Source organism: Streptomyces sp. CB02056, from assembly GCF_001905545.1.
Lineage (GTDB): Bacteria > Actinomycetota > Actinomycetes > Streptomycetales > Streptomycetaceae > Kitasatospora.
Map to the genome: position 1 here is coordinate 181,939 of NZ_LIPD01000014.1, position 21,185 is coordinate 203,123.

Here is a 21,185-nt window from a genome sequence, read left to right on the forward strand (position 1 = left end):
TGAGTGCGGCGGGCATGGCTCCCTCGGTCCGCCCGAACCAGCCGGTCAGTGAAGAGCGCGGACCATGACGGCGTAGAGCGGAGCATCCTCGAACGGATGGTGCTCGCCGACCTTCCCGTACGCCCAGCGCTCGTACATGGCCTGGACACGAGGGTGGGTCACGTCGACATAGAGAACGGCCAGCGCCTCGTCCCGTCCGGACAACAGCGCCTCGTGCGTCTGCTCGGCAATTCCCAGCTTCCGCCAGTCGGGGCGCACCATGACCTCGGAGACGGCGAACGTCGACGCGTCGGCGGGCCGCGGCATGTGCTGACGCCACCACTCGCGGCCGTCCTCCTGCGGCGCACCGTAGGAATAACCGACCGGCTCGTCGCCGTCGTAGGCCATAACGCAGCTGTAACCGGGCCGGGACGTCCAGTGCTTGGCGAACCACGGGAAGCGCTGAACGAAGGGGTCGTCGGCCTGGTCCCGGTAGGCATCCGCGTGGACGTCGATGAGCAACTGCGCGTGGTCGGCGGGAAGACTGCCGTCCTCGTAGCGGCGGAGGGCTATCGTCACTGGGATTCTCCCTGGGCGTGGAATCGGTCGGCCCACTCTCGCGTAGCCGCCGAGATCGTTGCCAGGGCACGTCGTCGGGCTGCGGCCTGAACTTCGCTCTCAGCCCGTCGCGTTCGCGCGTTTTGCGAGCTTCACCAGCTCCGACGGGGCGTTTCGGCCCGCGATGACGACGAGTTCATGGATCGTCTCCCGGGCTGCCGCGTGGCTGCGGACGCTCTCCGGGGCCACTTCCTCGGCCCGGAGGAGACAGTCCAAGGCCTCGCCGAGGTGGCGTCGTTGGGCGTGTGCCCGTCCCAGGTCGATCAGGAGTCGCGATCTGCGTTCGGGCGACAGCTGTTCGGCATCGATCTGCCGACCCAGGTCCAGGGCTTCGCCGGCGTCGCCGAGATCGACCGCTGTCGAGACGGCCTGTACCTCCACATTGGTAGGGCCGAACTCCAGGTTGAAGTCGTTGCGGTCCTCGCCGAGTTGAGCTGCGACCGCGCGGGCGTTCGCCAGTTCCGTCCGGGCCCGCTCGCGTTGGCCGGCGCGAGCTGCGGTCAACGCGAGGACCAGGTGCAGCGAACCGAGGACCGATAGTGCTTCGGGGTGTGGCGGGTTGGCTGACGTGATGTGCTCGGTGAGGACGGCCACGGCGCTCGTGGCCGCGTGTTCGGCCTGATCCAGCCGACGAAGTCGGACGAAGGCGTGGGCCAGCCGGTAGATGCCCGCGAACACATGGAGCGGATGTGCGGACTGCTCGGCGGCACGGATGGCCCGATCGGCGGCGACCCAGGCCGCATCGGGCTCGTCCTGGCGCACGAAGGCCGCAGCCATCGCCTGGTACGCCTGGCTCAGCAGGAGATGGATGGCGGGGCGGGATTCACTTGGTGCGGTCCGCGCTGCCCGCTCCAACTTCGGCAGAGTGCCGACGATGGCCGTGCTCAGTTCGGCGAACCGTGCAGCGTGTGTCAGGTCCCAGAGCTCATCCACGGCGGCGGTCAATTGCTCGGCATCGACACGTTCGACCTGCGGGCGGGTCCTGAGCAGGCTGTCCAGCGCGGGATGACCGGAGAGCGACAGGCGAGCCATGTCGAGGTCGTTGGGCTGGTCCGGTTCGGGCCGTGACGCGGAAGCTGGTGGAGGGGCGTCAGGCCGCAGGGTCTGGACTGAGACGCCGAGCCCGTCCGCAAGGAGCTGGAGTACATCGAGCCGGACTACGGGTTGAACGCCACGTTCGACCTGGGACACCCAGCTGGCGGTGCGGTTGATGACGGCGGCGAGTTGATCCTGCCGCAAGCCACGGCTCTTGCGAAGTTGGGCGACCCGGGCTCCGAACGCCCGCCGCTCCTCCGGACTCACCGGGAGGCCTGGTCCGGAGAGGAGCCCTTACCTGAGATCTCCTCGAGGAACGTGACGTCGAAGGAGGCGAGGTACTGGGCGCGTTCGGCGAGAAAGGCCTGGACGTGCGGCTGTCGCTCGTGCTCCTCGAAGGCCTCGCGGTCCGCATACAGCTCGTAGAAGACGCGGACGGTGGGCTCCTCCGGTACGGCGTGGTTGACGTACACGAGAGTGCCGGGCTCCTTGGTGCGGATGCCCTCAAGTGCCTTCTCTGCCAACCGGTCGAAGGCACGAGCGGCTTCCGCGCTGTGGGCGACGAAGCGGACGACAAGACCGAATCCCATGGTGACGACTCCCCTTCCGACGTTGGCTGAGTCTTGCATGACTAGGCGAAGCTCTGCGAGTAGTAGTTTTCCTTGACTCGCAGTTTTTCTGCGACTACGGTCGGTGTTGCAGCCATGACGGAGGGTGCTGTTGGCGGCCTCGCTCACGCATGCCGACAGCCATGCCGCCCACGAGGTGGAGCAGAACCCCGCCATGTCGATCGCTCATATCCGGTGATGGGGGAGCAATGGAGTGGAAGACGATTGTCAGCCCGCTCAAGACCGCTCGGTTTCCGGTGCCCCTGGGGTGGGATGTCCCGCCGGACAGCGCGGCCGTGCCGCCGGCGCGGAGATTGGTGATGGACATCGTCCGCTTCTGGGATGTGCCGCTCTCCGGGGAAGCACTGCAAGAGCTGGAGCTCTGTGCGAGCGAGGTGATCGCGAATGCGATGGAGCACTCGAAGGCACGCTGCACGGTGACCGTTCGCCGCGTGGGCGAGCGGCTGCGTGTTGAGGTCGCGGATTCCAACCCGGTGTTCGAACGCGGTGGAGCGGACCCGGAAGCGACCAGCGGACGTGGGCTGATCCTCGTCGAGGCGCTGGCTCATGCGTGGGGCTGGCATCCGGTGGCAGGGGTGGGCAAGGTCGTGTGGTTCGACTTCCTGGAATCCCACGAGGCGCGGTGCCCCACGTACGGGTGGGGCACCGCGCGCAACCTCTGCGCGCAGAGCTTGGTGGCGTGAGCCGTCCCGCTGAGAGTGATCTCGTCGTAGGTGAAGTGGTACGACTGCTTCCTCTATGGCGGCAAGGGCCCGGCCCGGGATCGGCGGCGGTCGCCCGTAGCTGTTCGAGCGTGCTCAGCACCCGCATCGCCGAGCTGACCGAGGCCGGGCTGCTCGCCCCGCACGGCGACGCCTACCGCCTCACGCCGCTCGGCGCCGACCTCGTCACCGCCCTCGGCCCGCTCACCGCCTGGAGCCACCGGTGGGCCGCCGAAACGGAGCCGCCCGGCGGTCGGCTCGGGTGAGCCGACCGCCGGGCGGTCCGGGGCGTGGTCGTGCGGTCAGACGGTGGCGGCCTGCTCAGCGGCCTGCTCGGCAGGCTGCTCGTCGGTGCCGGAGGTGTTCTCGCGGGGGGTCGGGAGCACGGCCATGATCACGCCGGAGATCACGATGGTCGCCGCCCAGGCGAGCCCGTACTTGCCGACGAAGGTGCCGGAGAGCGGGCCGGCGAACCAGTCGCACTTGGTGAAGGCGAGCCCGGCCAGCAGCGCGAGCACCCAGGAGACCATCGCCTGCCAGCAGAAGCCGCCCGTGTACCAGTAGCGGCTCTTCCTGCTGGTGTCCATGAGCGCGGCGGCGTCGTAGCGCACCGCGCGCGAGCGGCGCCGGTACATGTCCACCGCGTAGACGCCGATCCAGGCCGAGAAGGAGACGGCGAGCAGGATCAGGAAGGTGATGAACGAGCCCAGGAAGCTCTTGGCGACCAGCATCAGCAGCAGGCCGCCGACCAGCGAGATCACGGCGTTGATGCTGACGGCCATGGCGCGCGGCAGCTTCACGCCCATGGTCTGCGCGGTGAAGCCGGCCGAGTACATGGAGAGGCTGTTGATCAGCAGCATGCCCACGATCGCGGTCAGCAGGTAGGGCACGGCCAGCCAGGTCGGCAGCAGGTCGCCGAGGAAGGAGACCGGGTCCGCGGCCTCGGCCAGGCCGGGCGAGGCCACCGCCATCACGGCGCCCATCAGCACCATCGGCACCATGACCAGGCCGGCACCGGAGACCGTCACGCCGACGATCTTCCGGCCGGAGGCGGCGTGCGGCAGGTAGCGGGCGAAGTCCGGGCCGGTGGGGACCCAGCTGATGCCGCCGGCGGCGATGGTGCCGATGCCGGCGATCATCATCGCGGTGGTGCCCGCGGGCTTGGAGAAGACCTCGCTCCAGTTCATGGTCGCGACCAGGTAGCCCAGCACGAGCACGCTGAAGACCCCGAAGAGGTACGTCGACCAGGTGTTGCAGACGTTCAGCGCCTTCCGGCCCATGCCGGAGACCAGGAAGGTGCAGGCGACGAAGGCGAAGAGCGTGATCACGATCAGCGCGGTGTTGCTCTTGACGCCGAAGACCAAGTCGAGGACGGTCAGCACGGCGTAGGCGCCGGTGACGGCGTTGATCGTCTCCCAGCCGAACCGGGCGATCCAGAGGATCGCGCCGGGGAAGAGGTTGCCGCGCACCCCGAAGGTGGCCCGGGAGAGGGTCGCGCCCGGGGCTCCGCCCCACTTCCCGGAGACCGACAGCACGCCGACCATGCCGAACGAGATGAGGGCGGCGCACGCGGCGACGACCAGGACCTGCCAGAAGTTCAAGTGGTTGAACACCACCAGGGCCGCACCCATGGTGAGGAGCAGGACGCTGATGTTCGCCGCGACCCAGGTCGGGAAGAGCTCGCGGACTCTGCCCCGGCGCTCGTGGTCGGGGACAGGCTCAATGCCGCGGGTCTCGATCGCGCCGTCGTTGGCGTCGGTGGACGGATTGTCCATGAGGGTGGCTCCGTGCGTGTGAAGCGGGAGGTAAATCGGTCAAATAAGATATTTGTGGAACTCTTCGCGCGTAGCGGGAGTCGAATCATCCTACTTTGTTCTGGACGTAGAGCGGTTGGCGCCGATGGTCCGGGACGCGGCGGCCGGCGCACCCGCCTCCCGCTCCCGGACCGCCGGGCACGTTCGTACAACCGGTCCACCCGAAAAACCCTGCGACCGCGGGGGCGGGCGGCCTGTTGAATGGCCCGCATGTCCAGTGCACCGCACAGCCCGGCCGAAGCCGTCGACCACCTCCTCGCCGAGCTCGCCCCGCTCGCCCACCCCGCCCGGATGCGGCGCCTCGCCGCCTGGACGAAGGAACGGGCAGCGGAGGGACCGAACGAGGGCGACGGGCCGGAGCCGTTCGGCCCGCTGCTGGCGGAACTCGACAAGCGCGGCGCCTACGGTCGAGGGCTGGCCGGAGTCGCCGCCACGATCGCCGGGGACGGTGCCTTCGTCGCCGCGCGGCTCACCGATCCCGACCCGGCGGTCAGCCGCCAGGCCCTGAAGGCCGCACTCCACCTGCCGGTCGCGGACGAGCTGCTGGCCGCGGCGATGGCCGACGCGCCCGCCGTCCTGCGCCACCGGCTCACCACCTTGATCGTCGCCCGCGGGCGCACCGCGCTGGCGGAGCGGCTGCTGCTCCCCGTCCGGCAGGCGTGGGGGGACGCGGCGGCGGCCCGGCTGCTGCCGGGCTGCGGGCCCGAGACCGTCGCCCGGTACCTGCCCGGGCTGTTCCTCGCTGTGACGCGCTGGAGCATCCTGGCCCGCCGCCACCCCGACCTGCTGCTGGACGAGGTGGCCCGCCAGCTCGCCGAACTGCCCGAGCCGGCCCGCCCCGCCTGGTGGCAGCGCAACGCGGACGTCCTGGCGGCCGCCGCCGGACACCGACCCGAGCGGGTGCTGGACCTGCTGGAACGCCACTGCCCCACGTGGTTGCCGCAGCCGGTGCAGGGGTGCCTGGGCCGGTTGCTGACCGCCGCGCCCGGCCGGACCATCCGGTTGATCACGCCGCCCGAACGCGCCGCCACCGCGTCGATCTCCCGCAGCGCGCTGACCCGGGTCGCCCGGCTCGACCCGCCCGAGCTGCCGGACCTCGGCCGGGCCTGGAGCACCGCCCCGATCTGGCTCGCCCGGCTGCTGCGCGCCCTGCCGCCGTCCCGGCGCGAGGCGTTCTACGACCTCGTCACCGCGGACCGGGACCTCAGCCGCAGCGAGCTGTCCGGGGCCGTGCTCGACGCGCTGCCCCGCCGACGGGCGCAGGCCGAGGCCCGGCGGATGGCCGCGCAGGCCGCCGAGCGCGGCGCCGCGTGGTCGGTCGTGCTGGCCCACGTCGCCCACCTGCCGGTGGCCGAGGCCCGGCCGCGGCTGCTCGCCGCCACCCGGCGGCCGGCCGCGGAGGACCGGGCGCTGGCGTACCCGCTGCTGGTCCGCAACGCGGCCCGGTCGGGCGAGCCGGCCGCCGTCGGCGAACTCCTCGACGACCTGCTGCGGCTGCGCAACGAGCAGGATCCGGTCCGCTCCCCGGCGCTGGTCGCGCTGGCCGAGGTCCCGCCCGCGCTCTTCCGGGGGGAGGCGGCGGCCGCCGCCCTCGGCCGGATCGTCACCGACGCCGTCGAGGCCCGGGACACCTCCTGGCAGACCCGCGGAGCGCTCTCGCACCTCGCCCTCGCCGTCCTGCGGGAGCACGCGGTGAGCGGTGAACAGCCGCTGCTGGGCTGGGCCCTGGCCGCCCTGCGGCAGCTCTCCGGGATGCTCGGCAGCGTTCCGCTGGGCCGACTGGACACCGTGCTCCGGCGCGGACAGGAGGCACAGGTCTTCGAGGCGCTGCGCCCGTGGCTGGCGGCCGGTGCGGACCGGGTCGACCACACGCTGACCTTCGCCCTGGCCGGAGCCCTGGGCCGGCGTGCCCACCACCTGCCCGAACTGCAGGAACTCCTCTGGGAGGCCATCCAGTTCGGCGACAACGCGACCTTCATCCAGGCCGTCCGGCACTGGCTCGCGGACCCGGCCACCCGCGGCGAACGGGTGGCACGGGTGCTGGAACTGGAACCGTCGGCCGCCGTCCTGCCGCCGGTGCTCCGGGTGCTGGCCCGCGGGCGCACCGACCTGCTGGACACCGTCCTCGCCGACACCCCGCCGTACGGGCGCTTCCTGGCGGCGGGGACGCACTGGCTGCCGCCGGTCGACGGCATCGAGGGCTGGACACCCGGACAACAGGCCGCCGCCGCACGCCTGTTGGCGGCAGCCGCGGCCGACGCCTCGCTGCCCCGGCAGGTACGGGCCGGACACCTGCGCACCGTGGTGGCGGTCCCCGAACGCGGCTTCGCCACCGTCCGGCCGTACGTCGACTCCCCGGACACCGTGCTCGCCGAGGCCGCGCTCGGAGCCCTGATCTGGACCGACCGGCCCGCCGAGGCACTGCCCCTGCTGCTCGCCCAGGCCGGGAACGACCGGGCACGGGTCGCGCTGTACGCGGCCGGGCGGGCCGCCGGGTTCGTGGCGCCGTCGCGACTGGCGGGCATGCTGCGGGCGGTGCTGCTGCCGGCGGCGGACGGGGCCGCGGAAGCCGGTGGCGGGGCGGCCGGCGGCGGGGTGGCCGGCGGGGGTGGGGCGAAGGTCACCAGCCGGAAGGAGCTGGTGCGGCTGGCCGCCCGGCTGCTGCCGGTGGACACCGCAGGCGCACTCCTCGCCGAGGCCCACGACCTGCCCGGCCAGCACCGCGACGTCCGGGCTGCGGTCGTGGCCGCCACCGTCGACCTGCTCCCCGCACCCGCGGCCTGGCGGCTGCTCGAAGACGCCGCGACAGGCGCCCCCGTGGCCCGGTCCGCCGTGCTGCGCACCCGGCCGCTGGACCTGCCGACCACCGACCGCCCCCGCTACGCCGCGCTGGTGGCCGGGGTGGCGAGCGGCGACGACCCGCACACCGCCCAGGTCGCGCTCGACCTGCTGGCCGCCTGGTCGCCCTGGTGCCCCGAAGCGGAGGAGCTGCTGCTGGCGGGCACCGTCGACCTCGCCAACCGCTCCTCCTGGCGGGCCGCCGCAGCCGGCCTGGCGGCTCTCGCCGTCGGCGGCACGGGCCGCCGGCTGACCGAGGCGCTGGCGCAGCTGCTGGCGAGCGAGGCGTCGGCCGCGGGAGCCCCGGAGCGGGAGGCCGGGGACGTGGACGTGGACGGGGATGGGGACGGTGGCGGTGGCGGCGGACTGGACGCGGCCGCCGACCGGGACCGGCCGGCCCGGCAGCGGATCGACCACCTGGTCTCCCGGCTCGCCGCCGGCGTGGCCGACCGCCCGTCGGCGGAGGGCCTGAAGGCGGTCGGCGAGGCAGCCGAACTCCTCTCCACCGAACCTGACTTCATACCCAAGGCCGTCCAACTCCTGACCGCCACACTGGAGTTCGACACCACCCAGGACCATCTCCTCGCCGAGCTGGACCGGTTGGCCGCCCTGCACAGTGACCGCCCGGTGCTGGCCGCCCGCACGGCCGAGGCCCTGCGGAGCCGGCTCAACATGCCTCGCCGCCCGGGCGACCCGGCGGTCCTGCACACCGTGACCGAACGGCTCGCAGTCCACGGCGGCCACACCCAAGGCCTGTTCGCGGTCGGTCTCGCCCACGCCCTGGGCCCGCGCACCGGCTGGCGCTCGCAGTGGCGAGCACTGCTCCGCACCCTGCGCCGCCACCCGCAGCCGGACGTCCGGGAGGCGGCCCTGGCGGTACGGACGGCGACGGAGTAGGAGAGCGGGGGAGCGGGGCCGGTAGGGGCGCGGCGGTCAGTCGTCGCGTCCGGCGGCCTGTTCGTAGAGCGCCACCAGGACGCCGTGCACCGGCTCGCCGGGCGGGGCCTCGTCGGCCTCGGCGACCAGGGCCTGGAGGGTGGCGCCGAGGCGCGCGGCCTGGTCGGCGGTCAGCCGCAGGTGCCGCAGGACCAGCACCGGCTCCTGCGGGGCGTCGGCGCACTCCTCGGCCACCGCCTTGAGCAGGGCGGTGGTCGGCCCGGCGTCGCGTCCGGCGCCACGCTCCGTGACGGCGATCCGCCGGGTGGTGCGCTGGTAGAGGTGTTCGCTGCCGCCGCGCACCTTCCGAGTCTCCACGATGCGGACGACGCCGGCCTCCTGCAGCACCTTGAGGTGGTGCGCCACCGTGCCCTTGCGGCTGTCCAGCAGCGCCGCCAGTCGGCCGACCGTGGCGGGCTGCCCGCCGAGTGCCAGCAGCAGCCGTTGGCGCAGCGGGTGGGAGAGCGCCTTGTACTGCTGCGGGCTCTCGATGGTCAGCTCGTGATCCTCGGGCTGGTGGTCCTCGGGTTGGTGGCCCTCCGGCTGGGGGTCGTGGGGCTCGTGCTCCTGGGGCCGGTCTTCCCGCTGCTGGTCGTCCATGCGTAAAGCGTCCAATTTTCTTGACGCTTTCGCAAGCCGCGTGCTCTACTCGTCGCGACCTGACCGAGCATCACCAGCGGGGGACAGCAGATGGCGCAGCTCCAGTCGGCCGAGATCACCGGGATCGTCACGGAGGTGAGCCGGCTCACGGCCGGGCTCTACGTCTTCCCCGAGATCGGCGAGCGGATCGCCCGGGGCCTCGACGACGCGTTGTCCAACGGCCGCTACCACCAGTCCGGCGACCCCGAGACGCTCGGCCGGCTGGTCACCGAGGACCTCCAGTCCGTCAACGGCGACGGCCACCTGCGGCTGAAGTTCCACCCGCACGCGATCCCGACGGAGCAGGAGGACGGTGCCGTCCTCGCCGAACTGGCGCGGGCCGCCGACCTCTCGCTCGGCGGCGTGCCCCGGATCGAGCGGCTGGAGGGCGGCGTCGCCCTGCTGAAGCTCGCGCCGATCCTCTTCCCGCTCGACATGACCGGCGACTCGCTGAACGCCGCGCTCGGCCTGGTCGCGCGGGCCGAGGCCCTGGTCCTGGACCTGCGCGAGTGCGTCGGCGGCGACCCGTACACGGTCGCCCACATCTGCGGCCACCTCTTCGACGGCCCGACCCACCTCAGCACGATCTACGACCGCGAGGAGGACGCCGAACGGCAGTTCTGGAGCCCCGCGCCGGCACCCGGCCCGCGCTTCGGCGGCAGCAAGCCGCTCTACGTGCTGATCAGCGGGGCCACCTTCTCGGGCGGCGAGGCGCTCGCGTACGACCTCCAGCAGCGCGGCCGCGCCGTGGTGGTCGGCGAAGCCTCCGGCGGCGGCGCCAACCCCCGCCGGGGCTTCACGCTCCACCCCCACCTGGAGGCCACCATCCCGACCGCCCGCTCGATCAACCCGGTGTCCGGCGGCAACTGGGAGGGCACCGGCGTCATCCCGGACACCGCCACCGACCCGGCCCGGGCCCACCAGACGGCCCACCACGCCGCACTGGCCGACATCGCCCGGCTCGGCGGCGACACCCCGTCGGCCGAGGAGGCCCGACAGGCCCTCCACGGCCGGGCGGACGACCACCCCACGCCGCCGGACGCCCGGCTCTGACCTCCGGCCCTGGCATCGGGCGCTGCGCCGGTTCTGCGTCCCGGGAGTGGTTCAGTGCCCGGGGTTGGCTCCGCACGCGGCCGTGGTGAGGAAGGCCGTCACCGCGGACTTGGCGGCGCGCGGGTCGGAGCGGTCGTACGGGTTGTGGGAGAGCACCAGTTGACGTCGGCCGTCGGCGGTGCCGGCGACCATCGTCGAGTAGCCGGGGAGGTCTCCGCTGTGACCCCAGAACACGCCGCAGGGAGTGTCGAACCGGGCCAGCCCCAGCCCGTATCCGCGTCCTGGGCCGGCGTCCGTCGTCCTGGTCATCTCGGCGAGTTCGGCGGGCCGCAGCAGCCGGCCGTCCAGCAGGGCGGCGATGAAGCGGTTGAGGTCGGCGGTGCCGGAGATGCCCTGCCCGGCGGCGCCCATGACGGACGGGTTGAGTTCGGTGACGTCCACCGGCCCGGTCGAGAGCTTCACATAGCCGTGCGCGTGGGGGCCGGGCAGCCGGACGGAGCGGCCGGGCATGCCGGTGTCGCGCAGTCCCAACGGCTGGATGATCCTCCGGTCGACCTCCTGTTGCCAGGGGTGGCCGGTGACCTTCTCGACGAGCAGGCCGGCGAGCAGGTAGTTGGTGTTGGAGTAGTGCCAGCCCTGTCCCGGTGGGAAGTACGGAGCGTTGCGGTTGGCCAGTGCGAGCAGGTCGGCCGGCTGGTAGGTCTGCCAGCGCGGTCCCGCCAGCCAGTCGAGGTACTGGGACTCGTTCTGGGGATCCAGGCCGGGCGCATCGGTGTAGTTGTACAACCCGGAGGTGTGGTCGAGGAGTTGGCGGACGGTGATGGCCGAGCCGTTCGCGACCGCGCCGGGCAGGTGACGGTCGATCGGGTCGTCCAGGCCGATGCGCCGCTCGGCGGAGAGCTGGAGCAGGACGGTGGCGACGAAGGTCTTGGTGACGCTGCCGATCCTGAACCGGGCGTGCTCGGGTACCGGCGTGCCGGTGGCCAGGTCGGCCACGCCGGCCCGCCCGCGCCAGACGGTCCGCCCGTCCTGCCGGACCTCGCCGACGGCTGCCGAGGAACCGGTGTCGACGATGCCCTGGAGCGTGGTGCGCAGTGCGGTGGCCTCGGCGCCGCCAGTCGCCAACATTCCCTGCTCGCCCGCCGGTTGGGCATCGACCGGCAGGCGGCCGGGGGGTGCGGCAAAGCTCGGGGCGGCACCGGCGCCGAGCAGGGTGGCGGCGGCCAGGAGCGCGGCCGCCGAGCGGAGGCCGCGCCTCAGGGCGCGCGGAGGTGTCGTCACGTCGGACATGGGCTGCTTCCCTCCCGGGGCAGGCGCGCATCGCCGCCCCCGTACCGAGCGTGCAGGAGGAGTTCCCGCCAGGGCATCCACCGAAGGTGCCGCGCCGTGTCCTCCCCGGGGCCGGTCGGGCCGGTCGGGCGTCGCCCTGCGGGCTGAGTCGGTCCCACGCCACGGCCCGCCCCCGGAACGGGACTAGAGTAGGACGGTGACCGCTCTGCCGGACAACCTGCCGATCAACGACGTTGAACGCGACCATGCCGTGGAGCGCCTGCAAGAGGCGTTCACCGAAGGGCACATCTCGCGCGAGGAGATGGACGACCGTCTCCACCAGGTGCTCACCGCGAAGACGCGTTCCGACCTCGCGCCGCCCCTGGCCTCGCTCCCCGAGCCGGACCAGGGAGCGGTCCCGACCATCGCCGCCGTCAGCGGGCGCCTGGTGCGCCGCGGCCCCTGGCGGGTTCCGCGCAGCTTTCAGGTGGCGTCGGCCTTCGGGCGGGTGCACTTGGACCTGTCGGAGGCGGTCATCGAACATCCGGTGATCGACATCGAGTTGGGGCTCGGTACCGGCAGTGCGAAGATCACCGTCCCGCGCGACGCCGTCGTCGACCTCGACGGCCTCCAGGGAGGCTGGAAGGACGTGCGCTACACGCCTCCCCGCCGCTCATCCGTGGGCAACCCGACGATACGGATCACCGGGACCACCGGCTTCGGCCGTCTGAAGATCCGGCACGCCCGGCGCTGAGCGTTGCGGACAGCAAGCGCCGCAGGATGGTTAGCAACTCACCTTGTCCGGCGGCTGGTTGCCGCGCCCGCCAGGCGATGTGGCCGTCCGGGCGGACGAGGACGGCGCCGCCGGTGGTGGCGGGAAGGCCGGTGGCGCGGGCCCAGGCGGGGGGCGCCAGGGTGTGTACGGTGACCGGCAGTCCCGCCGCTGTCGCGGTGTCCGCCTGGTGCTGCCAGCCGGCGTCCTCCGTGGCCGTGGTGAACAGGGTGAAGCCCGGCCCGACCAGGTCGAGGGTGGATGTGGCTGCGGTCCCGGGCGGGCCGGGGAGGCGGAGGTGGGGGAGGCGGGTGCCGGGCGTGCCGTCGGGGTGTTCGCGGTCCGGATCCAGGGGTGGCCGTTCCGGGGCTGTCGGGTCCGCGAGGACCGCCGTCGAGCGGTAGGCGGCGGTGAGCAGCAGCTCGTCGTCGATCCGGTACCCGGCGCGGGCACGGGAGTTGGCGAGCGAGATGTCGATGACCTGCCGGGCCACCGGGCGCCGCTCGGCCTCGTAGGTGTCCAGCAGGGCCTCGCCGGCCGTCCCGGCGGTGACCGCCGCGAGTTTCCAGGCGAGGTTGTCCGCGTCGCCGATGCCGGTGTTCATGCCGTGCCCGCCGGTCGGCGGCACCACGTGGGCGGCGTCGCCCGCGAGCAGCACCCGGGCGCGGCGGTAGGCCCCGGCGAGGCGGGCGTCCATCCGCCAGGTCATCGTGTCCTGGACGGTGACGGCCAGCCCGGGCAGTCCGGCGGCCTCCCGGACCAGCCGGGCGAGTGCCCGGTGGTCGCCCAACAGGGCTTCGATGCCCGGGAGTTCAGGGTCGTACGGGTACTGGTAGATCCACCGGCGGTCGTTGTCGACGGCGAGGAAGCCGCCGCGGCCCGGTTCGGTGAGGAAGTACGAGGCGCTGGCGCGGTCGGCCACCACCTCGCCGAGTGGTGCCTCGAAGCGGATACTGAGGAAGTGGCCGAGGCCGGTCGGCCCCGCCATCTCGATGCCGGCCGCCGTGCGGACGGTGCTCGACGCGCCGTCGCAGCCGACCAGCCAGTCGGCGCGCACGGTGTGGCGCTCGCCGGTGGTGCGGTCCTCCAGCAGGGCCTGGACGTGTCCGTCCCGCGGGGTGAGGGAGAGCAGGCAGGTGGCGAACCGGACGCCGTCCGGGGCGAGTTGGCGGGCCCGTCGGAGCAGGACGGCCTCCAGGGCGTCCTGCGAGCAGATCAGCCCGGGGGTAGGGGTGCGCTCGGCGTCCTCCGTCGCGCCGGCCGCCACGCCGGTGCGGACGAAGTCCGGGTCGACCAGGCTGCGGCCCCGGTAGAAGAACACCTGCGAGGCCGGGAGGCCGGCCCGCCGGACCTCCTCCTCCAGTCCGCACCGCCGGAAGACCTCCATCGAACGCGCCGACACCCCACGGGCCTTGGGGTGGCGCGAGGTGTCCGGGTGCGCCTCGACCAGCAGGTGCGGCACGCCGTGGCCGGACAGCAGGACGGACAGGGTCAGGCCGACCGGGCCGCCGCCGACGATGAGCACGGGTGTGGTCCCGGGGTATCGCATGCCACCACTCCTCAGTAACGCCTACTGGGTCATTTTGACGTTACCATGGTCCGGACGGCACCCTCCCAGACCCCGCGAGGCGACCCCCATGGCGCAGTCCCAGTCCCAGCCTCAACCCCAACCCCAGTCCCGGCTCCAGGACAGCGACGACGGCAACCCCCGCGGCCTCCACTTCCTCACCGACCTCGCGAACACCGTCCGCGAAGACCCCGACACGGGCGCCACCGAACTCCAGGCCCTCCTGGACCGCCACGGCGGCCCGCCCCTCCGGCTCACCGACGCCGACGCCCGCGAACTGCGCCAGGCCACCGCCGAGGTGACCGCCGTCCTCGAGACCGACGACCCGGACCACGCCGCCGACCTGATCAACACCCTGCTCGACCGCCACCCGCCCCGCCCCCGCCTGGTCCGCCTCCCCGGCCGGCCCTGGTCCCTGCACACCCGCGCCCCCGCCGACGCAGGCCTCACCCACTGGCTGCTCTCCACCGCCGCCCTCGCCCTCGGCCTGTGGCTCAGCGAACGCGGCACCTGCGCCTGGGGCCGCTGCGCCGCCCCGGGCTGCGGACGCTTCTTCATCGACACCGGCCGCCGCACCCCACAGCGCTACTGCACCCCCCGCTGCGCCACCCGCGTCCGCGTCGCCGCCCACCGTGCCCAGAAGAGCTAGAGGACTGGTGGTGACCGCCGGGGTCTACGCTGCCGCCGGAGGGCCCCTGGAGGGTGGCCCGCACAGAGCGAAAGTGAGGGCCGCCATGGCCGGGCGACACCGCCGTCCCCCGCAGCCGGAGCTGCCGCCGGACTCGGACGGCCGGCTCCGGGCCATCGCCGAGCAGCGGGCGGTCGTCGAGGACGGCATCGCCGTGTCCGACGGCTCGGGCGTCCCGTACCTGTACCGCACCGTGTACGAGCCGGACGGCACCGTGCGGCAGACCCTCGTCAGGATCGATACCGGGCCCCTGTGACCAGTCGGCCCGGCTGGGAGGCGTCAGCGGAACGGCCCGCCCGGAGACCTGCTCACCGTCGGCCCCGGTGGCTGTCCGGCGCCCAACTGGCGAACCTCGGGTCGAGGTTCGCGCACGTGGACGACCGTCCGACCTCACCCCCATGGTGCGGGACATACCCCTTGGGGCGCCCGTACCACCCCGGTGCCGCAGGGGTGGACCGCCGCCGCTCGTGGCCGGCTCCGTCGTTGACGACGGTCGTTCGAATACGTCACGCTCGGTGGAACGCCGAGGGCGGGTGCCGGTCGTGCCGCGCTCCGCGCGCCGCCGCCGATGTCCTGCTGCCCCGCCGCCCCGGCCTCCGGATGCCCACCGTGAACCCCGTGTGGAGGTACCGCCATGTCCAAGCGCCGTCTCGCCGTCCACGGAGCCGCCGTCGCCGCTCTGACCCTCGCCGCCGTGCTGCTCCCGGCCGTCGGCGCCCACGCCGCGCCGCCCGCCGACTCGTGCACCCAGAACTGGAGCATCAGCTCCGGCGAGGGCTACGCCAACGGCAAGTGGTGCAACTACAACTCCAAGGTCGTCGGCACGGTGCACGACACCAAGGCGGACGGCCGCTGTCCGTACGTGCGCGGCAGCCTCTCCAACGGTGGCCACGTCGACAGCGACTGGGCCGGCGGCAAGGGCAAGTCCCGCGCCATCACCCTCTACGCGCCCTCGGGCACCCACATCACCGGCCTCAGCATGCGCTACATCGGCTGCTGATCCGGACCGTGACCGGCTGAGGGCAGGTGGTCCACCGTCAGGAGCACGGCTGTGGCCGCCGCTCCTTTTCCGCACCGACGACCGCCCCCGGCTTCGCGTGCCGCCCTGGACGGGACAACGGTCACCACCACCCCGGCCCCGGGCGTCAAGCAGCGCGTCGTCGCTGCCGGCCTCTGCCGCTGAGACCCGCGTCCGCCGACCCCGATCGGGGTCGGCGGACGCTTCGGCCGCCGCTGCCCGGTAACTGGTCGCGGGGCACCAGATGGAACACCCACCTCTCGCCGAACACCGTCTCGGCTCCACCCCGGCGGCTCTTCCGGGCCCACCCGCTCGCGCGTCCGTCGTCCGGTCGGGTGGTGGCGGGGCCGGGCGGACGGAAATCGCTGCGCCCCTATTTCACCGCCCGAAAAGGCGAGAAGTGCGACGGTGCATCAAGCCACTCGTGGTCCACATGCCATTGGCAGTGGGTCCCGATCACATAGCCGGCACCCGAGTTCAGGACGAACAGTTCGTCGGGGGCCGCAGGGAGGGCGAGGCCGAACTCCCGCGATTCCTCCGGGGTCTCGATCCGGTCGATCGACAGGCTCGACACGTCCGCCGAGACGCTCATGTGCCGGACATTGGTGAAGAGGACCTCGATGCGCTCGTCGGCGTCGAACCTCGGTGCGCTCCGGAGGAGGAGCCTGGAATAGCTGAACCCGTAGGCCCAGATCTTGAACTCGCGATCCCACTCGATCAGGCGCATGAACGTTCCCATCCGACGGACAACACAGGACTCGGCACGTCCGGCTCTTCCGGACGTGCCGCAATGACCGAGAGGCCCCTTCGACCGGCGGCGGTGGCCGCGGCAGAAGGGACCTCACCGTCGAGATCAGCCGGTTGGACGGCTGAACCGACTAGTTCCCTTCGGTACGTCCGCTACGGAACGTCGTGGTCGGCCGCCGGATCATCCGGCGGCCCGAAGGGCGTTGAAGTCGGGCAGGGACAGTTTGATGTCCTTGCCCCCGTACCGGAAGGTGATCGAATCCCAACTCCGGTTTCCCAGTCTGACGGACTCTCCGAGAATGTTCATCTCCTGCTGCGTCGTGATGGAGGACAAGCCCGCTCGGCCTTCCTTGTAGAAGTCCTCGAAGAGTTCCTGCGGCGTTCCGGGCTTTCCGTTGGACATCCTGAAGCCGTCGAGGACGACGTAGATCCGCCGGCCGGGCTGCTCGTGGGCGACGTCCCGGACGGCTGCCACAGCATCGTCGTACGTCTTGTCGAGGAAGTGCTCGTACCCGTTGGTGTCCGCGAAGTTGCGGAGGTCGCCTTCCTTCCGGATCCCGAGGGCGACCCCGCACACCTCCGTGTTGTGCACCAGGACCGGGGTCTCGCCGGCGAGGACGTAGTACGTGTGGAGGTCGTCGACGGTGAGGTTGTAGGCGGCCTGGAGGGTGTTCCAGTGTCGGACGTCCTCGATGCGCTGGGGCCGGCCGGCCGGGTCGCGCAGTTCGTCGCCGGTCCTGAGGTCGGCGGCGTCGACCCACTGCTTCTGGTTCTCGGCCCAGAAGGGGTGGTGGTCGGTGCTGGTCAGGGACTGTCCGGCGCCCAGGGAGACGTCGGTGAAGTCACGGTCGTCCGGGGTGTAGATCGTCGCGCTGACACGACGGGGTGCCGTCAGCCCGGTCGTGGGATCGCCGGCCAGGACTTCGTCGCCGACCTTGACGGATTCGATCGGGCGGGTGGAACCGTCGCCCATGAGGACGCGGGTGCCGGCCGGGAAGCTGTTGACCGGGCAGGTCTTGGGGAGCCGGCCGACCAGCTTCTTGATGAACTCGGCGGCCTTCTCGCCCCAGGAGCCGAACTTCTTGGCCCACTGGGCGAACTTGGCGACGGCGGCTCCGTCACCGACGAGGGGGATCGCCGAGATGCAGGAGAGGTAGGCGTCCTGGGTCCGGCCCTCGATGGCGTAGTAGGCGCAGTTGACGAGGTCGGCGATGTCGGCGAGGCCGGGGGCGATGACGCCGCCGGCGCCGCCGATGACGTCGAGGGTGAGGTGGATGCTCTCGGAGAAGAGACGGTAGACAGCGTTGATGTTGTCGCTGTTCTCCTTCTGCTTCTTGATCTCCTCCTCGAGCGCGGAGATCGTCTCCTGCTTCTGCCGGGCGTCCCTGGCCTGCTTCTCGGCCTCCTTGCGCTCCGCCTCCAGCCTGGCGAGCCGCGCCTTCTCCTCGGCGTCGTACTTGGTCTGGTAGCTGGCGAAGGCCTCTTTCTGGGCCTGGTCCGCAGCCGTCGCGTCCTTGCCGGCCGCCTCCGCGGAGGCCCGGGCGGCGTTCGCGGCGGTGTAGGCGTTGGATGCGGCGAACCGCGCTTGCCCGGCGGACTGCTCCGCCTGCCTGGCCGAGTACATCGCGGAGGCCGCGTCGCGGTTGGCTGAGGTCTTGGCGGCGTTGGCGGTCTTCGCGGCCGCGGCGGCCTTGGTGGCGTCGGCCTGGGCGGCGTCGGCGGCGGCCTGGGCCGTGGCGACGTGCTGGGCGGCGGTGTCGGCCGACGCCTTGGCGGTGGCCTCGTAGCCCCTGGCCTCGTCAGCGACGCCGCGGGCGTAGGCGGCGGCGGCCTGGGCCGTGGCCGCGTTCTTCTGGGCCGACGCGGAAGCCGCGGTGGCCTCGGCGATCAGGCCCTTGACGTCGGCGACGTGGACGGCGGTGAGCCGGTCCTTCTGCTGGGCGGTGTACTGGCCCTCGGCCACGAACGCGCGAAGCTTGAGTACCGGGCCTTCGAGGGCGACCCTGGCCGCGGCCTTGAGCTCGGGCTCGGTGGCCGGGGCGTCCTCGAGCCGGGTGGCGGTGAGGCGGTCGTCGGCGGCCTGCGCGTCGGCCAGGCCCTTGGCGAGGAAGTCGCGCAGGGCAGTGGGGGTGTTGGTCCGCAGCGCGGTGTCGGCGGCGGCCTTGACGGCGGGACCGGCCTTGTCGCTGAGGCGGGTGATCGTCAGCCGGTTGGCGGGGGCGGCGGCCTCGTACTGCCCACTGTCCAGGAACGCACCGACCTGGTCCGCGCCTCCCTGGAGTGCGGTGTAGGCGGCGTTGCGGACCGCTTCGTTGTCGTCGTCCTCGTAGATCTGGGAGGCGCGATCGTGGTCGTCCCGCGCTTCGGCCGCGCGGCGTTCGGTCCTGACGTAGCCGAGGACGGCGGAGTCGTTGCCGACAAGGGCGGCCTGGGCCGCGGCCGTTCCCCAGGGGCCGGAGATCTTGCGGGAAAGGATGGCGAGCTTGCGGCCGTCGGTCGCGACCTGTTCCGGGGTGGCGCCGGGCTGGTTGACGGCCTGGGCGAGGCGGTCGGCCTCGGTCCGGGCTTTCCGGACCTCCTGGGCGGCCTGGTCGGCCTGGGTCTGCTTCGCCGTCTCGTCGGCCTTGGCCTGGCGGGCCTTCTCCACGGCGGCCGCGGTGCGGTTGGTCAGGTCCTCGGCCTCGGTGCGGCGGGTCAGGTCCTGGAGCGCGTTGGCCTGGTCGACAGCGCGCTGCGCGTCCGCGGCGGCGGCCGAGGCGGCGTTCGCGTGGTTGGTCGACTCCTGCGCGGCGTTCCCGCTCTGGCCGGCGTGGTCGGCGGCGTCCCGGGCGGCCTGCGCCGCCGCCGCGGCGTGTTCGCCCGCGGACTTCAGGAGCGTCGCGGCGGCCTCGGCCTGCGTCGCGGCCTCTCCGGCCAACTGCTGGGAGGCCGCGGCGGCACGGCCGGCCTCGGCGGCCGAACGGCGGGTGGCCGCCGCGGCCTGCTTGGCCTTCGCCGACTGGCCGCCGGCGCTGTCCGCGTAGGCACCGGCCTGCTCGGCGGAGCCCGCCGCGGAATCGGCGTTGCCCTTGGCGCTCAGCGCGGCACCGGCCGCGTCCTTGCTGCTCTTGGCGGACTCGTTCGCCTTGACGAGTGTGTCGTTCGCGGCCGCCGCCAGCTTCGCCGCGGCCGTGGCGGCGTCGGCGGCGACCCGCGCGTCGTGCGCCTTCGTCGCGTCACCGGCCGCCGCGGCCGCGGCCGTCTCGGCGTTGGCCGCGGCCCGCTGGGCCCCGGCCGCCGCGGCAGCCGCGTTCGACGCCGCGTAGGCGGCGGCCCGCGCACCCGCGTTGGCCGCACGGGCGGCGGCCATCGCCGTCCGCGCCGCCGCACCCGCGCGCTCGGCCGCCGTCGCGGCCTTGTTCGCCGCCTCCGTGGCCTTGGCCGCGTCGTTGCCGGCCTTCTGCGTCTCGGACGCGGCCAGCGCGGCGGCCTCCATGGCCTTCTGCGCCTCGTGGACCGCCTTGTCCTTGGCCTCGACCGCCGCGGCGGTCTCCTGCGCCGCCTGCGCGCCCGCGTCCTTCGCCTGCTGCACCAGCAGCGCGATGCTCGCGCGCTCCTGGTCACGGCTCTGCGCGATGTACTGGCCGGTCGCGAGGAAGTCGCGCACGTCCTGGATCGACCCGTTCAGCGCGGCGCGTGCCGCGGCCTGGGTGTTCGTGCCGCCGGAGCTGAGGATCTGGACTAGCTTGAGCCGGTCGTCGGCATCCTTCGCCGGGTACTGTCCCTCGGTCAGGAACCGCTGCAGGTCGTCGCTGGTGTTGCTGCGCAGCGCGGCGTCGCCGGCGGCCTGCAGGTTGCGGCCCGGGCCCATCGCGGGGTCGGTGATCCGGGTGATCATCAGCCGCCGGTCGGCGTCGAGTGCCGCCTGCCAGCCGCTCTGCAGGAAGGTTCGCAGCTCGTCGGGGGTGCCCTCGATGGCCTTGTCCGCGGCTTCGCGGACCTTCGGCCCGCCCACACTGGAGATCTGCGTGGCCGCGAGCAGGTCGTCAAGGCGCTGGGCGCCGGCGAGGTCGTTGTCGACGAACCGCTTCACGTCCTGCTCGGAGCCCGCGAGCGCCGCCTCGGCGAGCTCGTGGACGCGAGGACCGCCGTTGAGCCACGCGGTCAGCGCGCGCTCGCGGGTGGTCGGTTGGACCTGCCCACCGGTCGGCTCGGCAGCGGCGGCGCTCTGGATGCCGGATCCCACCAGACCGGCCGTCAGGGCGAGCGGCAGCAGGCTCAGGGAGAGCCTGCCCAGCAGCGGCGGCCCTCCCCTTCCTTGCCGTCGCGAGCGGGATATCGATTGGCGCACCAGAAAACCTCCACTGTCGGCATCGGCCGAATCCCGGCCGCAGCGGAGCCTACGCCAAATGATGTCACGACAGGACGCCTACGAAGTCAAGAAGTTGAGAGTTCAGACACGTGCAATAAACCCCCCTCAGTGGGTCCATATTTCGGCAAAGCGAGCGCATCGCCAGGAAGTGCTCAAGCTATTCGAAACTGTGACAGAGTGCCTGTTCGGGAGGGGTCTCCGGAAGAAAGACCTGGCGTGTCGTCAGTTTCATCTGGTTCGATGGGGCCGTATTCCGTCCTTGATCACGAAGGTGCCGGGTGATTGATTCCGCGCACCCTCGTCACTCATGACGTGCCATCACGACAGCTTGGTTCGCCTGCCATCAAGGGTGGTTCGTACCAATCAGCGGATCTGCCCGTCAGGGCAACACCAGATGAACGAAGAGGAATAGTCATGGCAAAGCGCATGTCCCGCTTGCTCGTTGGCGGTGCCGTCGTCGTGGCCGCCACGCTCGGCGCCACCGCACTGGCCTCCGCCGACGGCGTCCCGGCGGACAACTCGGCCGCGCCG

Annotated in this window: 17 protein-coding genes; 8 read left to right on the forward strand and 9 right to left on the reverse strand. The window is 72.5% G+C overall.

Annotated elements, in window-relative coordinates; translation table 11 throughout:
- Positions 1-45: 45 nt before the first annotated feature.
- From AMK13_RS32620 to AMK13_RS32630, 3 genes are all read right to left on the reverse strand, one after another.
- Entirely contained in the window at positions 46-558 is a 513-nt protein-coding gene (locus AMK13_RS32620) for a GNAT family N-acetyltransferase (protein WP_380717234.1), read from the reverse strand.
- Positions 559-657: 99 nt separating this feature from the next.
- Positions 658-1,899, reverse strand: a complete 1,242-nt coding sequence (locus tag AMK13_RS32625; RefSeq protein WP_074005263.1) for a helix-turn-helix domain-containing protein — start codon at positions 1,897-1,899, stop codon at positions 658-660.
- On the reverse strand, positions 1,896-2,222 hold the full coding sequence (locus AMK13_RS32630; RefSeq protein WP_074005289.1) for a putative quinol monooxygenase: 327 nt from the start codon (positions 2,220-2,222) through the stop codon (positions 1,896-1,898). The genes AMK13_RS32625 and AMK13_RS32630 overlap by 4 nt, the downstream gene beginning before the upstream one ends.
- A 227-nt stretch (positions 2,223-2,449) precedes the next feature.
- Between AMK13_RS32630 and AMK13_RS32635 the strand changes: the two genes are divergently transcribed.
- Both AMK13_RS32635 and AMK13_RS42440 read left to right on the forward strand, forming a co-directional pair.
- Complete coding sequence (locus AMK13_RS32635; RefSeq protein WP_074005264.1) at positions 2,450-2,944, forward strand: ATP-binding protein; 495 nt, start codon at positions 2,450-2,452, stop codon at positions 2,942-2,944.
- 110 nt (positions 2,945-3,054) lie between these two features.
- Positions 3,055-3,228, forward strand: coding sequence for a winged helix-turn-helix transcriptional regulator (locus AMK13_RS42440; protein ID WP_241853131.1), 174 nt, complete (start codon positions 3,055-3,057; stop codon positions 3,226-3,228).
- 36 nt (positions 3,229-3,264) lie between these two features.
- On the opposite strand, the gene AMK13_RS32645 is transcribed toward AMK13_RS42440, so the two are convergent.
- Positions 3,265-4,737: a purine-cytosine permease family protein gene (locus AMK13_RS32645; RefSeq protein ID WP_074005266.1), complete on the reverse strand. Its 1,473-nt coding sequence runs from the start codon at positions 4,735-4,737 to the stop codon at positions 3,265-3,267.
- A gap of 249 nt (positions 4,738-4,986) precedes the next feature.
- On the opposite strand from AMK13_RS32645, the gene AMK13_RS32650 reads away from it, so the two are divergent.
- Positions 4,987-8,511, forward strand: a complete 3,525-nt coding sequence (locus AMK13_RS32650) for a hypothetical protein (RefSeq protein WP_074005267.1) — start codon at positions 4,987-4,989, stop codon at positions 8,509-8,511.
- Between the two features lie 36 nt (positions 8,512-8,547).
- On the opposite strand, the gene AMK13_RS32655 is transcribed toward AMK13_RS32650, so the two are convergent.
- The gene (locus tag AMK13_RS32655) at positions 8,548-9,150 is read right to left on the reverse strand and encodes an ArsR/SmtB family transcription factor (RefSeq protein ID WP_079272696.1); all 603 of its coding nucleotides are present in this window, start codon (positions 9,148-9,150) and stop codon (positions 8,548-8,550) included.
- A gap of 90 nt (positions 9,151-9,240) precedes the next feature.
- Here AMK13_RS32655 and AMK13_RS32660 point away from each other — a divergent pair, with 90 nt between their 5' ends.
- On the forward strand, positions 9,241-10,242 hold the full coding sequence (locus AMK13_RS32660; protein ID WP_079272697.1) for a S41 family peptidase: 1,002 nt from the start codon (positions 9,241-9,243) through the stop codon (positions 10,240-10,242).
- 51 nt (positions 10,243-10,293) lie between these two features.
- Here the strand turns inward: AMK13_RS32660 and AMK13_RS32665 are convergent, their stop codons facing one another.
- Positions 10,294-11,532, reverse strand: coding sequence for a serine hydrolase domain-containing protein (locus AMK13_RS32665; RefSeq protein WP_074005268.1), 1,239 nt, complete (start codon positions 11,530-11,532; stop codon positions 10,294-10,296).
- A 196-nt stretch (positions 11,533-11,728) separates the two neighbouring features.
- On the opposite strand from AMK13_RS32665, the gene AMK13_RS32670 reads away from it, so the two are divergent.
- On the forward strand, positions 11,729-12,265 hold the full coding sequence (locus tag AMK13_RS32670) for a DUF1707 SHOCT-like domain-containing protein (RefSeq protein ID WP_074005269.1): 537 nt from the start codon (positions 11,729-11,731) through the stop codon (positions 12,263-12,265).
- On the opposite strand, the gene AMK13_RS32675 is transcribed toward AMK13_RS32670, so the two are convergent.
- Positions 12,213-13,832 (reverse strand): FAD-dependent monooxygenase, encoded by a 1,620-nt coding sequence (locus tag AMK13_RS32675; protein WP_074005270.1) that lies wholly within the window; start codon positions 13,830-13,832, stop codon positions 12,213-12,215. The genes AMK13_RS32670 and AMK13_RS32675 overlap by 53 nt on opposite strands.
- An 88-nt stretch (positions 13,833-13,920) precedes the next feature.
- On the opposite strand from AMK13_RS32675, the gene AMK13_RS32680 reads away from it, so the two are divergent.
- The 3 genes from AMK13_RS32680 (at position 13,921) to AMK13_RS32690 (ending at position 15,538) form a co-directional block, all read left to right on the forward strand.
- Positions 13,921-14,499: a CGNR zinc finger domain-containing protein gene (locus AMK13_RS32680; protein ID WP_074005271.1), complete on the forward strand. Its 579-nt coding sequence runs from the start codon at positions 13,921-13,923 to the stop codon at positions 14,497-14,499.
- A gap of 85 nt (positions 14,500-14,584) precedes the next feature.
- The gene (locus tag AMK13_RS32685) at positions 14,585-14,794 is read left to right on the forward strand and encodes a hypothetical protein (RefSeq protein WP_074005272.1); all 210 of its coding nucleotides are present in this window, start codon (positions 14,585-14,587) and stop codon (positions 14,792-14,794) included.
- 378 nt (positions 14,795-15,172) lie between these two features.
- Positions 15,173-15,538, forward strand: a complete 366-nt coding sequence (locus AMK13_RS32690) for a hypothetical protein (protein WP_074005273.1) — start codon at positions 15,173-15,175, stop codon at positions 15,536-15,538.
- A gap of 391 nt (positions 15,539-15,929) precedes the next feature.
- Here AMK13_RS32690 and AMK13_RS32695 read toward each other — a convergent pair whose 3' ends face one another.
- Together AMK13_RS32695 and AMK13_RS32700 are read right to left on the reverse strand one after the other, a co-directional pair.
- Positions 15,930-16,283, reverse strand: a complete 354-nt coding sequence (locus tag AMK13_RS32695; RefSeq protein ID WP_143204687.1) for a hypothetical protein — start codon at positions 16,281-16,283, stop codon at positions 15,930-15,932.
- A gap of 201 nt (positions 16,284-16,484) precedes the next feature.
- Positions 16,485-20,633: a polymorphic toxin-type HINT domain-containing protein gene (locus AMK13_RS32700; RefSeq protein WP_107418916.1), complete on the reverse strand. Its 4,149-nt coding sequence runs from the start codon at positions 20,631-20,633 to the stop codon at positions 16,485-16,487.
- Positions 20,634-21,185 lie beyond the last annotated feature (552 nt).

Coding starts and splice junctions, on each gene's coding strand:
- AMK13_RS32630 (WP_074005289.1), bottom strand. CDS start 2,222: ATGGGATTCGGTCTTGTCGTCCGCTTCGTCGCCCACAGCGCGGAAGCC.
- AMK13_RS32635 (WP_074005264.1), top strand. CDS start 2,450: ATGGAGTGGAAGACGATTGTCAGCCCGCTCAAGACCGCTCGGTTTCCG.
- AMK13_RS32645 (WP_074005266.1), bottom strand. CDS start 4,737: ATGGACAATCCGTCCACCGACGCCAACGACGGCGCGATCGAGACCCGC.
- AMK13_RS32650 (WP_074005267.1), top strand. CDS start 4,987: ATGTCCAGTGCACCGCACAGCCCGGCCGAAGCCGTCGACCACCTCCTC.
- AMK13_RS32655 (WP_079272696.1), bottom strand. CDS start 9,150: ATGGACGACCAGCAGCGGGAAGACCGGCCCCAGGAGCACGAGCCCCAC.
- AMK13_RS32660 (WP_079272697.1), top strand. CDS start 9,241: ATGGCGCAGCTCCAGTCGGCCGAGATCACCGGGATCGTCACGGAGGTG.
- AMK13_RS32665 (WP_074005268.1), bottom strand. CDS start 11,532: ATGTCCGACGTGACGACACCTCCGCGCGCCCTGAGGCGCGGCCTCCGC.
- AMK13_RS32675 (WP_074005270.1), bottom strand. CDS start 13,832: ATGCGATACCCCGGGACCACACCCGTGCTCATCGTCGGCGGCGGCCCG.
- AMK13_RS32680 (WP_074005271.1), top strand. CDS start 13,921: ATGGCGCAGTCCCAGTCCCAGCCTCAACCCCAACCCCAGTCCCGGCTC.
- AMK13_RS32685 (WP_074005272.1), top strand. CDS start 14,585: ATGGCCGGGCGACACCGCCGTCCCCCGCAGCCGGAGCTGCCGCCGGAC.
- AMK13_RS32690 (WP_074005273.1), top strand. CDS start 15,173: ATGTCCAAGCGCCGTCTCGCCGTCCACGGAGCCGCCGTCGCCGCTCTG.
- AMK13_RS32695 (WP_143204687.1), bottom strand. CDS start 16,283: ATGCGCCTGATCGAGTGGGATCGCGAGTTCAAGATCTGGGCCTACGGG.